The 15,058-nt window shown below is 45.7% G+C and carries 9 protein-coding genes; 2 read left to right on the top strand and 7 right to left on the bottom strand.

Annotation, left to right across the window (positions count from 1 at the left end; all coding sequences use genetic code 11):
* Window positions 1-244: 244 nt before the first annotated feature.
* From argZ to QUA77_RS18085, 3 genes are all read right to left on the bottom strand, one after another.
* Window positions 245-2,359, bottom strand: coding sequence for a bifunctional arginine dihydrolase/ornithine cyclodeaminase (gene argZ / locus QUA77_RS18095; protein WP_333041679.1), 2,115 nt, complete (start codon window positions 2,357-2,359; stop codon window positions 245-247).
* 377 nt (window positions 2,360-2,736) lie between these two features.
* Window positions 2,737-5,889 (bottom strand): PAS domain-containing protein, encoded by a 3,153-nt coding sequence (locus QUA77_RS18090; RefSeq protein ID WP_333451575.1) that lies wholly within the window; start codon window positions 5,887-5,889, stop codon window positions 2,737-2,739.
* Between the two features lie 589 nt (window positions 5,890-6,478).
* The gene (locus tag QUA77_RS18085; RefSeq protein ID WP_333041683.1) at window positions 6,479-7,417 is read right to left on the bottom strand and encodes a glycosyltransferase; all 939 of its coding nucleotides are present in this window, start codon (window positions 7,415-7,417) and stop codon (window positions 6,479-6,481) included.
* A 309-nt stretch (window positions 7,418-7,726) separates the two neighbouring features.
* On the opposite strand from QUA77_RS18085, the gene QUA77_RS18080 reads away from it, so the two are divergent.
* Complete coding sequence (locus QUA77_RS18080; RefSeq protein WP_333041685.1) at window positions 7,727-8,935, top strand: argininosuccinate synthase; 1,209 nt, start codon at window positions 7,727-7,729, stop codon at window positions 8,933-8,935.
* A 285-nt stretch (window positions 8,936-9,220) separates the two neighbouring features.
* Here QUA77_RS18080 and QUA77_RS18075 read toward each other — a convergent pair whose 3' ends face one another.
* The 3 genes from QUA77_RS18075 to QUA77_RS18065 form a co-directional block, all read right to left on the bottom strand.
* Window positions 9,221-10,669: a GTP-binding protein gene (locus tag QUA77_RS18075; RefSeq protein WP_333041686.1), complete on the bottom strand. Its 1,449-nt coding sequence runs from the start codon at window positions 10,667-10,669 to the stop codon at window positions 9,221-9,223.
* A gap of 188 nt (window positions 10,670-10,857) precedes the next feature.
* Entirely contained in the window at window positions 10,858-11,268 is a 411-nt protein-coding gene (locus tag QUA77_RS18070; RefSeq protein WP_333041688.1) for a hypothetical protein, read from the bottom strand.
* A 180-nt stretch (window positions 11,269-11,448) separates the two neighbouring features.
* On the bottom strand, window positions 11,449-13,569 hold the full coding sequence (locus tag QUA77_RS18065) for a hypothetical protein (protein WP_333041689.1): 2,121 nt from the start codon (window positions 13,567-13,569) through the stop codon (window positions 11,449-11,451).
* 215 nt (window positions 13,570-13,784) lie between these two features.
* On the opposite strand from QUA77_RS18065, the gene QUA77_RS18060 reads away from it, so the two are divergent.
* A complete protein-coding gene (locus tag QUA77_RS18060) occupies window positions 13,785-14,612 on the top strand; it encodes a type II CAAX endopeptidase family protein (RefSeq protein WP_333451573.1) in 828 nt (275 codons plus the stop codon).
* Between the two features lie 118 nt (window positions 14,613-14,730).
* Here the strand turns inward: QUA77_RS18060 and QUA77_RS18055 are convergent, their stop codons facing one another.
* Window positions 14,731-14,988, bottom strand: coding sequence for a hypothetical protein (locus tag QUA77_RS18055; RefSeq protein ID WP_333451571.1), 258 nt, complete (start codon window positions 14,986-14,988; stop codon window positions 14,731-14,733).
* Window positions 14,989-15,058: the final 70 nt, after the last annotated feature.

Genomic DNA, 15,058 nt, shown 5'->3' with positions numbered 1-15,058 from the left:
CTGCCAGAAGCTGCCGTGCTGGGTTACACCCCTCTTGTATGTTGTGGTGTTGGTTGGCGACAATAGTAAGAAGTGACGATTTTCAGGAACTCCGGTCCTCAGGCTTGCGGGTCTGAGGTTTTTTATTGGAATATCAAAGTTGCAGCCGATTTAGGGGCGAATTCACCAAATAGGTAAAAGTGGAGGCAGAGCCTCCGCATCTGCGTTACCAGGAAAAGCCTGGTAACGAGTAGACTAGCTAAATCTAAACAGATTGAGTTACATGATGGCGGCTGGTCAATTTATCCAATTGATTAACTAACAAACTTAGGAACAATCCCACATCGGTAACAACTCCAATAGACTCGATCGAACCCCGATCGCTCAATTTTGTCACCACCGCCGGATTAATGTCTACACACACCATCTTCACACCAGCCGGCGTCATATTTCCCACACCAATTGAGTGCAGCATAGACGACAGCATTAACACCATATCCGCACCTCGTAACAGCTCAGTATATTCTTCTTGAGCCTTAACTAAATCCATTTGCGTGTCAGGAAGTGGCCCGTCGTCGCGGATCGAACCGGCAAGAGAAAACGGTATATTATGCTTGACGCACTCGTACATCACACCGTTAGTAACCAGGCCTGCTTCAACAGCTTTTGCAATACTCCCGTAACGCCGCACAGCGTTAATTATTTTCAAGTGATGTCGGTGTCCGCCGCGCACAGCTATGCCACGTTTCATGTCAACCCCTAAAGAGGTTCCCATATTCGATTGTTCCATGTCGTGAACTGCGATCGCATTTCCGCCCAACAACGCTTGTACGTAACCTTCGCGAATCAAATGCGCTAAATGTTCGCCACCGCCGGTGTGGATGACAACAGGCCCAGCGGTAACTACAACTTTGCCACCGCGATCGCGAATTTGGCGCAATTCCCAGGCTACTTGTTCCACCACCAATTCTACGCGGCGCTCGCTAGAAACGCTGCCGGACATAAAGCTGAATTCTTGAGAATTGCGCTGTTCCCGCGATTCTGTTTTGCGGATGGTGCGGATGCCGACCACATCAACAACCACTTTTTCTCCTACTTTTAAATCGCGCAATAATTTGCATTTAGCCACTGGGCCATCAGCAGTTTCAGTAATAGCAACAGCACCATCCATCCGCTGATTTTGCGCTTTCACCCACTGACCATTTACCCGCACTTCCGTGGGATAAATTGTACTCACATAAAAGTCGTCTGGACCGACACCATCTTGCACTACAGGTTCTAAAATAGCGTCGCAAATCTCTTGTGGTGGCGGCACTGCACCCAAGTCAATCAGCATTCCCATGATTTCTTCCATCACATCGTGGGAAGGAGCCGAAACTTTAACGTCTGCAGATGATGTGCTTTGCCGCTGCTCTCCTAAATTGAAATTGAGCACTTGGAAACTGCCGCCGTTTTCGATAATTAAGTCTAAAGCACGACTGATTAAACCGGCATCGAGCAGGTGGCCTTCCATGCGAATTGTGCGACTTTCTACCATCACATTGGCCGATCGATCTTCTTGCACCGGTTCCGTTACCCGTAGCGTCAAACACTTACAGGCGCCGCCCGCTTTCAGAAATTCGCTCATCGGCGTTTCAATTACTTGAAAACCCGCCTTAGTAATGCGTGATTTTAAGGCTTCGCTAACCTTGTTCATTACCACAACTTTGTCAATATTGACGGCATTACAGGCAAAATTTGCGGCATCGGCTTCTTCAATAGCAATGCGTTTTTCCGGCGCAACTCGCATTTCGATTAAGCGGTTGGAGTAGGAGTCAAATGCTGCTGGATAGTAGAGCAAATAGCCACCTGTCAGAGGACAAAAACAGGTATCTAGGTGATAGAAACGTTCGTCAACTAAACGCAGCGAAAGCACTTCAATGTTGAGCCATTTTGCTAGTAAGGGGTGCGAGTCGAGTTCGGAACGGAAGCCGTATCCGGCCCACAACCAGCGTCCTTCGCGATCGAGCAAAGCATCGCCAGCGCCCTCAAACGGCAAGTCTTTCGGGAGTTCGTGCACGGTGAAACCTTTGCTTTCAAACCATGCTTTGAAATAGGGTTCTTCGCCTTGGCGTTCTTTGTGATAGAAACGGCTGAGGACGAAGGTATTGCCTAAAAGTAAGCCTGCGTTGGCGGTGAAAACCATATCCGGCCAGCCTTTTTCGGGCGGTACGAGGTCTACAACGGCGTTGTCTTTGAGGACGTGGTAAAGTTTTTCCCACTGTTCGACGGCGCGATCGCGCGATGATTTGTGCACATTTCCTTCCATCCACGGATTAATCACGTAATCCACATCGTAGTGGTCGGGAGCACACATGAGGAAGCGAATTGAGTCAGTCATAATTCAGTTAAAATTTGGTAGACGCTACAGCAGACGTATGTTGACAGAGTTTGTATAATAGCAACTGTAATATTCACTACTAATTTTAGCAGCCCAACCTCTGGAGCCTCAAAAGGCTAACTCTTAATTATATCATGTTTAAGATGAGATTACACTAAATTGCAGACCGTTGGCAAGAAATACTGGAGAAAATCTCAGGTTATGACGCACTCTAAAATAGGTTCTGAGAGACGATTAATATGAGCTCCGTTGAATTGCCCCAACTCTTACGGTCGGAGTTGGTTTAGGCTCATCTTTGGCTTATATTATAGATGGTTGGTGAACCGCCCCCTACAATAATTATGGTTAATTTACCGCACATGATTTAACAGCTTATCCTAACTTTCAAATTTTAACTTTTGCGAAATCGGCAGTTCGATCGCAAATTCTGTTCCTCGGCCAACTTCTGAATGACACTCCAACTTACCGCCGTGGGTGTCTTTAACAATTTGGTAACTAATCGATAACCCCAAACCAGTGCCGCTGCCGATCGGTTTTGTAGTAAAAAACGGGTCAAACATCCTTGACTGAACTTCGGGACGGATACCCGGCCCGCTGTCAGAAATCCTCACACACACTTTATTTTCGCTGCTGACTTCAGTAACAATGCGAATCTGATTAACTTTGCAAGTACAGTTTGCTGATGACTCTTCCACAGCGTCGATCGCATTCACCAGCAAATTCATAAATACCTGGTTTAATTGAGCCGGATAACACTCGACTTTTGGCAGTTTGGCATAATTTTTAATGACTTGAATTTCCCCACGTTTTACCTGTGACTGCAATCGGTGTTGCAAAATCACCAAAGTGCTCTCTATCCCTTCATGAATGTCTATTACTTTGCGAGCTGTTTCGTCGAGTCTCGAAAAATTTCGCAACGACAGCACTATCTGCTTAATTCGGTTAGCACCTTCTTGCATTGAAGCCATGATTTTGGGAAAATCCTCAGCGATAAAATCTACTTCGATTTCTGCCAATTCTTCGTCTATTTCGGCAACTGGCTGGGGATAGTGTTGCTGGTATAAATAGATCACTTTTAGCAAATCGCGAGCGTACTGTGCGGCGGGAATAATATTGCCGTAGATGAAGTTGACGGGGTTATTAATTTCGTGAGCCACTCCCGCTACCATTTGCCCGATACTTGACATTTTTTCGGCTTGAATGAGCTGCGATTGAGCATTTTTTAGTTCTTCCAGGGTTTGTTCTAACTGTTGCGCTTTTTCTCGTTCTCGCTGTTCGCTAAATTGCAAATCTGCTTCGGCTTGTTTGCGATCGCTAATATCAATATGCGTGCCCGTCATCCGTAAAGGATTTCCCGAAGCATCGTGTTCCATCACCTTTGCTTGAGCTAAAATCCACTTCCACTCGCCGGATTTGGTCAGCATCCTAAATTCCACTTCGTAAGTAGGATTTTTGCCTTCCAGGTGAGCATTTAGCGCTGCTTTAGCCGGAGACAAATCCTGTGGATGTACCAGTTGCTCCCAGGATGCAAAAGTATTTGCTATTTCCTCTACTTCATACCCCAGAATCATTTTCCACCGCGGATTAAAATAGACTTCTCCCGTGGCAAGATTCCAATCCCACAAGCCCATGGCACTGCCTTCAAATGCCAGATAAAAACGTTCTTCGCTAATTTGCAAAGCTGCTTCTGCTTGTTTTCTATCGCTAATATCCATCACTGTTCCCAACAGTTTGATTACTTCCCCGGTTTCGCTAAAAACAGCTTCCCCCCTTCCTTCAACGTATATAATTTGAGCGCTAGGATGCAAAAATCGGAACTCTCTTTTGTAAGAAATTCCTTGTGAGATAGTCAGGTTGACTGTTTGTTGAAATAATTCTCTGTCGTCGGGATGACACATCTTTAAAAGTTGGGCAGATCTCGGTTCAGTTGCGCTTGAGTCAAGACCAAAAATGCGGAATACTTCTTCTGACCAAGTAATTTTATTGGTGACTAAATCAAATTCCCAACTGCCGATATGAGCAATTTTCTGGGCGGCTGCGAGACTAGCTTCGCTTTGTTGAAGTTTAAGTCGTTGTTGTTTATCTTGTTCGAGAAGATTGGCTTGAGCTCTAGCAATTCCCATTTGTGCCGCTACAGCTTTTAATAATCTCCTCTCATCTTGCGTCCAGTGGCGGGGGCTATCGTACTGGTGCAAACATATCATTCCGTTAGCTTTTCCCTGGTAGGAAGTGCGGATGGATATCATCGACTTCAAACCTATTTGAGAACACAAATCTCTGACATTTTCTAGCAGCGGTTCGGCAAAAACATCATCATAAACTACAGCTTGATCTTGGGATAATACAAATTGAACGTGAGGATTGCCATGTACAGGAATTTGTATATCTAAAAGCGATTGGGATGCGGTTTTTCTGTACTCAGCCACATTAGATAGGCGTGGAATTGCGTGTTCTGTGTAGGTGTGAATCAAGCAGCAATCGGCATTAAAAATTCGACCTATTTGGGCGGCCGCTGTTTGAAAAACTTGATCCGGATTTAAGCTGTAGCGAATTTCGAGAGTAATTGTTTCTAGCAGAAATCTTTGCTTGATTTGCCGTTCCAAAGCAGCTAAAGCTGTTTTAAGTTCCAGTTCTGCTTGTTTGCGAGCGCTAATTTCAGCAGCAGTTCCCAGAATTTTCCAAGGTTTGCCATCCGCGGTTCGGGAAAACACGCTCTCCCGGCTCAAAAACCAGCGATATTCACCATTCTTGTGCTGTATCCGGTATTCAAAATCAAAGCTTTCGCCATCTTTTGCTGTCTCAATTTTTTTTCTTTGTTCTAAGAATGCAGGGATATCGTCAGGGTGTATTAACTTAGGAATAAATGTGGCTGCCATATCCTGTATTTCTTCAAATGTGTAGCCAATATCGCTATAAATTTCGCGGTTTATATAGAGACTTTTATCTTCTATCAAATCGTAAAGGTACAATAAATTAGGATTCGTTTTAATTACTGCCGACAGCCAGTGCTGGCTTTCTCGTAGTTGTGCTTCGATCCGCTTGCGTTCTTCTATTTCAGCTTCTAGCAAGGCATTTTTTGCTAAAAGTTCTTTAGAAAGCCGACTGAGCAGCAGTTGATTTTCTACGCGAGCCACAACTTCTTCTATTTGAAACGGTTTACTAATGTAGTCTGCCCCCCCTAGCGAAAAAGCTTTGACTTTATCAAAAACTTCATTTAAAGAGCTAATAAAAATCACAGGAATATCTTTGGTTTGCGGACAAGCTTTTAGCTGTTCGCAGACTTGATAGCCATCCATACCGGGCATCATAATGTCCAGCAAAATCAAATCCGGTGGACTCGACCGAGCAAAGTTAAGAGCCAATTTGCCATCTCGTGTCGGCCGCACTTTATATCCTCGCTTAGACAAAAGCTGGGATAAAAGTCGCAAGCTTGCTGGATGGTCGTCCACCATTAAAATATTTTCTTGTAAGACAGTGTTTTGAAGTCTAAGTGTTTCTAGTCTTGGATTTTTATTGTCAGTTGTATTCACAGCAGACCCTCAAACTATTCAAGTTGTATATGTGGGAATATTTTTAAAGTCATTAACCGCTTGTAGCTAACACTCTCAGGTAAACCAGCACAACTATTGGCTCTATAGCACACTCCTAAATTATCTGTTATTGTATCAAAAGTAATGCTCGTTTGAAAATGTTGGTGGCTCAAATTATCAGAGCCGAGTGAGAAAACAGCCTAGATGCCTCAAATCACAGGCTAAGCTAAGCAAGGAGTTTTGATTAAAGGTTAAACTTTTACAAGGTCTATAACCCGGTTGGTACTCCCTTGATCTGGTGGCTTTGTGTGGTGTTTTTTCAGTAGATATCCTTACGGGAAAGGTTAATTTAAACAGGCAGAACATGGGTGTCAACTTAAGACTAAAGTTCTTGTTTTTTCGGCGGGTTTGTATCCAAGTCTTGAATTCCCTAAATCCCCCTTCTTAAGCAGCGCAAGGGCAGTGTAGGCATAATTGTCAAACAGTAGTCAAACAGTATACCGTTACTAATTATGAGCTTAAGTTGACACCCATGGCCACTGAAAAACTCCAACAATATCTTATATTTTATCGGCGCTTTCGGGCTGATTTATGGTATCTTTGTCTCCGTCGGCAATTCCCCACCAGCGGCGTACACGGCTTTCACGTTATACCAATTCAGAAAAATCCGAGCAATTTCTAAAGCTAGCTGGGGCTTGCCTTGGTCAATCAACCACTGCAAAAAAGGAGTCATCGTTCGCTCGTTAAGCATCCCACCTAATGATAAAACTCCCCACAATATTTGGTGCAAAACAGTCATTTGAATCATCATCCGTACTTCCCAACTTGGGTGTTTTTGATAAAACAAAACTCCCATTCTCCCGCGCTGAATTTCTCGGTCAATCATGCCCGGAATTTGCTCTAAACTAAAAGGGGGATGCCAGTGATAACCAACAGCAGCCGGACATTTAATCAGTTTCAAACCTAAATTTTTCAACCTAACTCCCAACTCTAAATCTTCCCATCCGTACAGTTGAAACCGAGTGTCAAAAAGTCCAGCATCTAGCAGCCAGTGGCGGGCGATCGCCACATTTCCCGTAGCAAAATAAGCCGCCGAAAAATCGGTGATTTTGTAAGGTTCTGAGGTAGGATTGTCGAAATTGCAAGTATTAATCACGCTGCCGTAAGTAAAAACAGCATTAGTATCTTTGTAACCCTGTAGTAAAGCATCGGCGTGTGCTTGCAAAAAATGCTCTGTTACCACCAAATCGCTGTCAATAAAAATAATTGTATCGCCCTTAGCATCTTCAACGCCCAAATTCCGAGCCGCCGCCGGGCCTTGGTGAGATTGACAGATCGATCGCACATGAGGCAACAAGTCAGCATTTGCCACCAACCACTCCAGCGTCCCGTCCGTCGAGCCGTCGTCAACGACTATTACTTCATACTCTCTGACAATCTCACCAAACTGCTGATTTTCCAAAGCCAGTAGACATTTTGCCAAAATCGGTTTACGATTATACGTCGGAATTACAACACTAAAAAACACCGCTTTTCCCCATCGCCACAGTTACCGTATCCCACGGTAGCAGATTTTCCCCAGCAACTCCCGCGGTAAATAGCCAAGTTTATCAAAAAAAGAATATATAGATCTGTACTATTTCTGACAAGAATCGATCTCAATTAGGTGCATAATGAAAAGTCGGTTAAATCGGATATCTTGCACCATTCTCAAGAACAGGCTTTCCGGCCTGTTCCACAAAAATGATATTTTTTTGTGGGGTGGCCATCTTGCCCGCCCTGAAAAGCTTAGTGAAAATGGTGCAAGATGTCAGTTAAATTCAGGATGTAAAGAGCAATGAGTCGCGCTAAAAAAGTTGTGCTAGCATATTCCGGCGGAGTCGATACCTCCGTCTGCATTCCTTACCTCAAAAACGAGTGGGGTGTGGAAGAGGTAATTACTCTGGCTGCGGATTTGGGACAGGGAGACGAATTAGAACCGATCCGCAAAAAAGCTTTAGCATCCGGTGCTTCGGAATCTTTAGTTATTGATGCTACCGAAGAATTTGTCAAAGACTATGCGTTTCCAGCGATTCAAGCTAACGCACTTTACGAAAACCGTTATCCCCTTTCGACTGCCCTGGCTCGCCCGCTGATTGCTAAATTGTTAGTAGAAGCTGCGGAAAAATACGGTGCAGATGCGATCGCCCACGGTTGTACAGGTAAGGGAAACGATCAGGTACGGTTCGATGTGTCGATCGGCGCACTCAACCCCAAGATTAAAATCTTAGCACCAGCGCGGGAGTGGAAAATGAGCCGCGAGGAAACGATCGCATACGGCGAAAAATGCGGCATTCCGTCCCCGGTGAAAAAGTCTTCCCCTTACAGTATCGATCGCAACTTATTAGGAATGGCAATCGAAGCCGGAATCCTGGAAGATCCTTGGGCGGAACCGCCGGAGGAAGTTTATTTGATGACGAAGGCTATCGAGCAAACTCCCGACACACCCGAATACATAGAAATCGGTTTCGATTGCGGAAATCCTGTCAGTTTAAACGGCAAAGAGTTATCACCAGTCGCCTTAATTTCTCAGCTAAACGAAATAGTTGGAAACCACGGAGTCGGCAGGATTGACATGATTGAAAACCGCCTCGTCGGGATTAAATCGCGGGAAATTTACGAAACACCAGCGATTTTAGTTTTGATGCACGCGCACCGAGACTTAGAAAGTTTGACGCTGACAGCAGATGTGACCCGGTACAAGCGAGGCATCGAAGAAACCTACAGCCAAATGATTTATAACGGTCTTTGGTACAATCCTTTGAAAACAGCTTTAGACGCATTTATTCAGGACACGCAAAAGCGAGTAACTGGAACCGTGCGGCTCAAACTGTTCAAAGGAAATGCGACTATTGTCGGTCGCAAATCTGACAATTCTCTGTACAGTTTCGACTTAGCAACCTACGGCGCAGAGGACGAATTCGATCACAAAGCTGCCGAAGGATTTGTCTATGTTTGGGGACTACCAACCCGCATTTGGTCGGAGAAAAATAGAGGTTACAAATAGGATGGAATTAGGGTTAAAAACCTGATGTTAAGCCGCCGATTCGTGGAATTAGAGTAGGGTGTGCACGGCGCACCTTATTTGCCCCAATCGCCCAACCTGTGCCAATTGCCTAAGTCCTGAGTTAGTAAGATACAGTAATAATTGGTAATTGGTAATTGGTTGTTATCCTAATAATTTGTTAAATTGTCTGCCGACAAATTTAGCTTTGAAGCAGGGGTTTAAACCCCTGCCGGATTGTGGCAGGGCGACGCCAAGATTGCTGGCTCAACGTAAAACAGCCGATCGCTAAGATTTCTGTTTTTCCACACTTCCCAAATCCAACTTAGCCCGCAACTCCTCCTTAATCCGATTTAAAATAGAATCCTCATCCAAAGAAGACAAAATCTTGCTCACCACAGCCTTTGGCCCATCATCTCCCCAAGAAGCACCATTAGCCAAATAAGCCTTAGTAACTTGACCGATACCATAGGAAGAAACCCCCGCGATCGCAGCTTGCGTCACCGCCACAGACAAATAAGGCCCTAAAGCCAAACCCCCCGTCGCTGGCGTCGCCAAACCCAACAATCCTTTCAACGAGCTCAAACCAAAATTAGCCAACAATTCGCCGGCCGTAATCCCGCCCATACTAATCGCAATCTTTTGCAGCAATTCCACCGCGCCCGCTTCCGTCATCGCAATGCCGTAAACTTTAGATAAAGTTAAGATCATCACCACATCAATTACCGCACCGCTAAGAATATCAACTACAGTAATTGGATTAAGTGCGATCGCCACAGCTTTAGTCATGACCCCGTTCCAGATAATTCGATTAGCCGCGTCATCTCGAATTTCCATTTTTCGCTGCACCAACTGCTCGTTAATATCCCCTGCACAGAGCATCGTATTCAGGGCAACCAAAGATTTGCCTTCCCGGTCTAAAATCTCCAAAATCTTTAATTTTAAATCTTGTACTTGTGGCAAACTGCGAGTCATTTGCACGCCCATACTTCCGTCGGGACGGCGCACCGCCCTCGCCGTCAAAGGCGAAGCCGCCGCCATCACAATTTCATCGGGAGACAACAATTCTCTCACGCGATCGTCTCGAATTTTATGATAAATTGCCAGCCTGTCTGCATCAGGATACTGGTCAATTTTATTAAAAACTAATAACATCGGTTTTCCGGCTTCCCGCAACTGCGAAAGTGCTGCGTATTCTACCTTCGTAATGTCGCCAGCCACCACAAACAAAATCAAATCAGCTTGTTGAGCAACACGGCGGGCTAAAAGTTCGCGAGTTTCGCCGTCAACTTCATCTATTCCCGGAGTGTCGATTAATTCAACTTGCGACAAACGGTAAATAACTGGCGAAAGTCGATCGGGTAAATTCTCATCAATACCCTCTCCGACATCCCACTGGCCAATAGTCGTAGTGCGAGTCACCCCGTGAGTCGGGCCAGTTTCAAACACATTTTGACCCAAAAGCGCGTTCAAAACCGAAGATTTTCCCCTTCCCACCATCCCAAACACAGCTATTTGCACGCAAGCGCGCTCTAGCTTGTCGAGCATTTTCTCCAACCCGCCAATTTCTGGTTCTAGTCCAGTTCGCTCTTGAACTGTCAAGTCGAGATTTTCTACTATATCTCGCAGAGCATCTTTAGCGTGGCGCAGGTTGAGTTCTGCCTGAATGTCTGCGAAGCTTAAAATTGTGTCATCTAATTCTCGATCGACATTGGAAAAATCGGAGGCTTCCGTCATTGTCACCTGGCTTGTTAAGCTTGTTTTACCTAAATTTGCAATTGATACGATACCATTCTAGCTGTTTCTGCCTGCTGCGTACAGCCCGCACCAGTTCCCAGCTTCAAAAAATCAGGATTGCAAAATTAGGAAATAACCTCACAATGTCAATGTTTAATCTGATGTGGAATCGAGGAATTGGTAAATTGCTAAAGCATCGGCATTTCTTCCTTGGATGTTTGCAACTCCATTTTGCCGTTAAGAATCCAGACATCAACAAAAGGAGTCTCTTGCACTAGAATTTCCTTGGTTTGCGTCTCGCCACCCTCCACCGTCACCTTCAATTTAACTGTGGATTCTTCCACAGGAACTTCTACCGCATCCGCGAAGGAAATCGTCAAATCTGTAGTCACGCCTGACTTGCGATAGACTTGCTGTCCGTTGACTTCTATAATGACCGTACTATTGCTGAAACCGTCGCGAAGTTTGATCGATAAACGCATATTGGTACTCGCTTGGTAATGGTAAGGGGTCAAAAAATCGGCTTGGGGACGATCGGGTACGCAGGTAAACCCGATCGCCAAAATTGCCAACAGAATTATTAAGGCTCGAACAAACAACAGACTTATCCTTAATACAGTGAGGTTTTTGTCGGTAGTGTTTTGTACAAATTCAAGACTTAGGCGATGAGTTGAGAACACTATTTGTAGTGGTAAGGTGGGCACTGCCCACCCTACAAATAGAGTTTTTGCGTCCAGAAATGGTAAAGCAATCTTGAGAGTAATGCAGCAATTTAAGGCTTACTTTTTGTCTGCATATCGCATTGTCTTGACTTCCATTGCTGAGATTTTGCTCAAGGTTTTGTTGACCGCATCCTCATCTCCGATTTTAGCCTGAACCTCGGATAAACAGGAAAGGGACATCTGTGCCGAAACAGGGTCGAGAATATTGGAATCTGCAACTGCTGTCAGCAACTTAGCGCTTTCATCCAACTTCGGTGGGCGTACAATCACCCGGGTTTCACGATCGTCCGTGATCGTTTTAAACTCACGGCTAGCGTTGATACCCTGCACCATCCGAACATAGTTTGCCATCGGCTGTTTCGGATACTTCGCCAGAACTTCCTCAAAAGCATCGTTACCGCTTTGCAAAGACTCATCATCCGAACCCAGCAAATAGAGCAAAGTACCCTGTTCGTCACCCATAAACAGAGAGGCCAGTTCTTCCTCAATTGGCGTCACAGGATAGCGAACTCGAATAGTCAGGATATCGGAGAATACCTGCGAACCGTCCATAGCCCCATAGACCGCCCGTACCTGGTAATTTCCGGGTAGATCGAAATAGAGTCCATCTTTGCCATAGCCGATATACGCGCTTTCAGGAATCACATCATCGCCGGCGATCGTACTTTCTTGCTGACCAACTAAATGATCGATTAGCGGTTCATAAACAACAACCGCGCCACTAGGCTTGCGAATCACGATTTTGACCAAGCCGTAATTCGGATGCAACCAAGTATGCACCCGGCGCCCGCCCGCAGTCGTCGTTCCCAGCATTAATTGCAGTACCACAGGCTCACCCAGCGCGAAGCTCTTTTGGTTGGTAGAGATCCTGAAAGTCAGTCCCGACTCATCGCGAATGGGATCGGCCATCACTTCCTGCCCCAGACCAGAGCCGATCTTAAAGTCGTTTCCACCCACAATAATATTGTTGCGGAACGCATGGCGGAGATGGATCACCTCCTCATTGTCAAACTGAAAGGCAAACTGGCTCCAGTAGGTAGCCTCGCCACCCGGTGCTGGGTAATTAAAGGGATAGTTCATCCAAGACAAGGACAGCGGGCGATTCGTACCGGGGGGTATCGCCAAGTCCTTTTGCCACGAGTGCAGCAAATTAAAACTATGCCCCAGCTCGTGAACATAAGTGTAGAGCTGCAATCGCAGCTTTTCGGCAGTTTCCCCGCCTATACCTTGATGAAAAACGGCGCAGCCTTGCCGCTGCTTCCCTTGCTGGTCAAACATGATGCCGTAGAGCCCAGGGCCCAGGTCGTGAAGTTGAGCAACTACCTGCCAAACAGCCCACTGGGGCAAATCCTGCCACAAGGTGAAGTGTTTCTGCATCGAAGCGTGCAGTTCGGAGTTGCTCCATTTAGCGCCCGCACCAGCTTCATCGATATTGATAACGTTGTTCCCTGCAGTTGGGATCATCTCGACCCCAGCTTCTGCATAGGCACTGACGACGCTGAGGTTGCGCGCTGGCCCCCCCGACGGCAGCGAACCCGTGTTGTAGCTGCTGAATGCTGGAGTGACCACATCGGAAACCCGGTCTGTTTCGAGCCGCAGACTTCGGAAATAGATAGACTCGAAGATACAAGTGTAAGTCGCCCCGGCGCCTCCGCCATTTGTCAAGAATTGCACCGTTGCCGGCGCCTGCGGCTGGAAGATGAGCTTTCGCGGGATTGTTACCTGCACCACCGGAGCTCCGGCGGCAAAGGTAAAGCTTCCGAGACCCTTGATGACGACTTGAGAAGCCGTTACCGTTATCGTCGGCGCATCGACGATAAAGGAGCCAAAATAGGTGGTCGTACCACCGCTAATTTGGAAGAAGTCGCCGCTTAACCGCTTCATCGGTCGAGTGCGGTCAACGTCAACCCGGAGTTCGAGTTGAAAGCTGCCTAATGTACCGCGGTAGCGCCCACTGACCGGCCGTTTGGCGATCGGAATTGGGGTCGGAAAGGGGATAGGTGCGATCGGTAGCGGTGGGATGCTAGGTATTGGTGCGGTTTCGCTTTGGATTGGATGCGTTGGATCGCTAATTCCAGCCTCTATTGCTGCGATCGCAGCGATGTCATCGACTGAGATTTCTCCAAAAGAAAAGTCACTACTGGTTAAATCGATACTTGTAGGATCTTGCTGTGACATTTTGATTTATCCTTCCATATTCTGATACTCCATATATAAGTGGCAGTGTTGGCGAGTTTACAGTCGCTTTTTCTAGTGACGCTTATTTGTGCTACACCATTTGAGTGTCACTCATTTAAGCGACAGTGTTGTTAACCGTTTCACTCATGCGCCCGGCCCGTGTTATGTTTATTTTTACTAAAAATTAAAATCTCTCAGCAAGTAACTTGTAAGCAATGACTACCCGGAGCAAAATAGCCACGTATCCATTTCTTTTACGCATCGCAATTTTTCTGTTAATTTTGCTCTCAATCTGGTTGCCGTTAGCAGCACCAATTTACTTGTTAGTTAAAGATAGTAACCTCGCAACTATTCTCACAATGGGATTGCTGTTTGCTGAGTTTCTATTCTTAGTGCCGCGCTGGGGAAAACAGGTTTACGGACAAACCCAATTACTAAAAAGTTACGGTTTAATTAATACGCGAAAAAACGGTTTTGAGCTTTTAATCGGATTGGCGATCGGGCTTTTGCTCACTTTCAGCTTATTTGCGGGGCAAGGGCTGTTCGGCTTAGTCGCGTGGCAAAATTCTGATAATTTGCCGAGAATTATCGCAGAAGGGCTGTTAAGCGCCCTTGGAGTCGGTTTTGCCGAAGAGTTGGTATTCCGTGGTTGGTTGCTGGACGAGTTGCAGCGGGATTACAATTATAGAATATCTCTGTGGGCGAATAGCCTGGTGTTTGCCCTATCTCATTTTATCAAACCTGTCGCGGCAATGCTGGGGAGTTGGCCGCAGTTTCCGGGGTTGTTGTTGCTGGGTTTGATTCTGGTTTGGGGAAAAAGATCGCGCCAAAATCGCCTCGGTTTGTCGATCGGGCTTCATGCAGGTTTAGTCTGGGGATATTACATAATTAACATCGGGCAGTTAGTGCGATATTCGGCATCTGTTCCCGACTGGGTGACAGGAGTTAACGGCAATCCGCTAGCTGGGGCCGTGGGGCTGTTGTTTTTGAGTGTCTTGGCTGTGGGAATGCGAAAAATGTCCCAACAGTCCAAAGGTTTGTAATATATCCATCAGGTGCGTCGCTATGAGATTGTTGGTATTTAGTTAGGAATTTATCGCAGGCGACACACCCTACAACTACTGCTGTTTTAGCAAAGGCATTATCAGATTAAATTGATATTTAGAGATTATTTAGGTTAGAAATTATTTCTTGAGAACGCTTGAGCGCAATAGTAGCAATCGCAGATAATAAGGGAAAATTATCGTCATAGTCTGCTTGATTTCGATATCGGCGCAACACTGCTAAATTATCGGCGATTAATTGATATCTTGAGTCAGGATTAATATCAAATTCTTGCCAAACATAGCGGTGAATATCGCTAGTTTTTGGCAGGGAATGACCTTGTTTATCTCGCAAATAGTTCCGCGCTAATACCATTTTTTTAAAGATGTGATAGACTTGTGTAAAAAGTAAAGGAGAGAATTACAATGTCTGGTCGTCCTCATAT

The sequence above is a fragment of the Microcoleus sp. K5-D4 genome, assembly GCF_036704575.1.
In the GTDB taxonomy this organism is placed as follows: domain Bacteria; phylum Cyanobacteriota; class Cyanobacteriia; order Cyanobacteriales; family Microcoleaceae; genus Microcoleus.
Note: the sequence above shows the minus strand (reverse complement) of the source record. Positions and strands in the feature narration are given on the sequence as shown.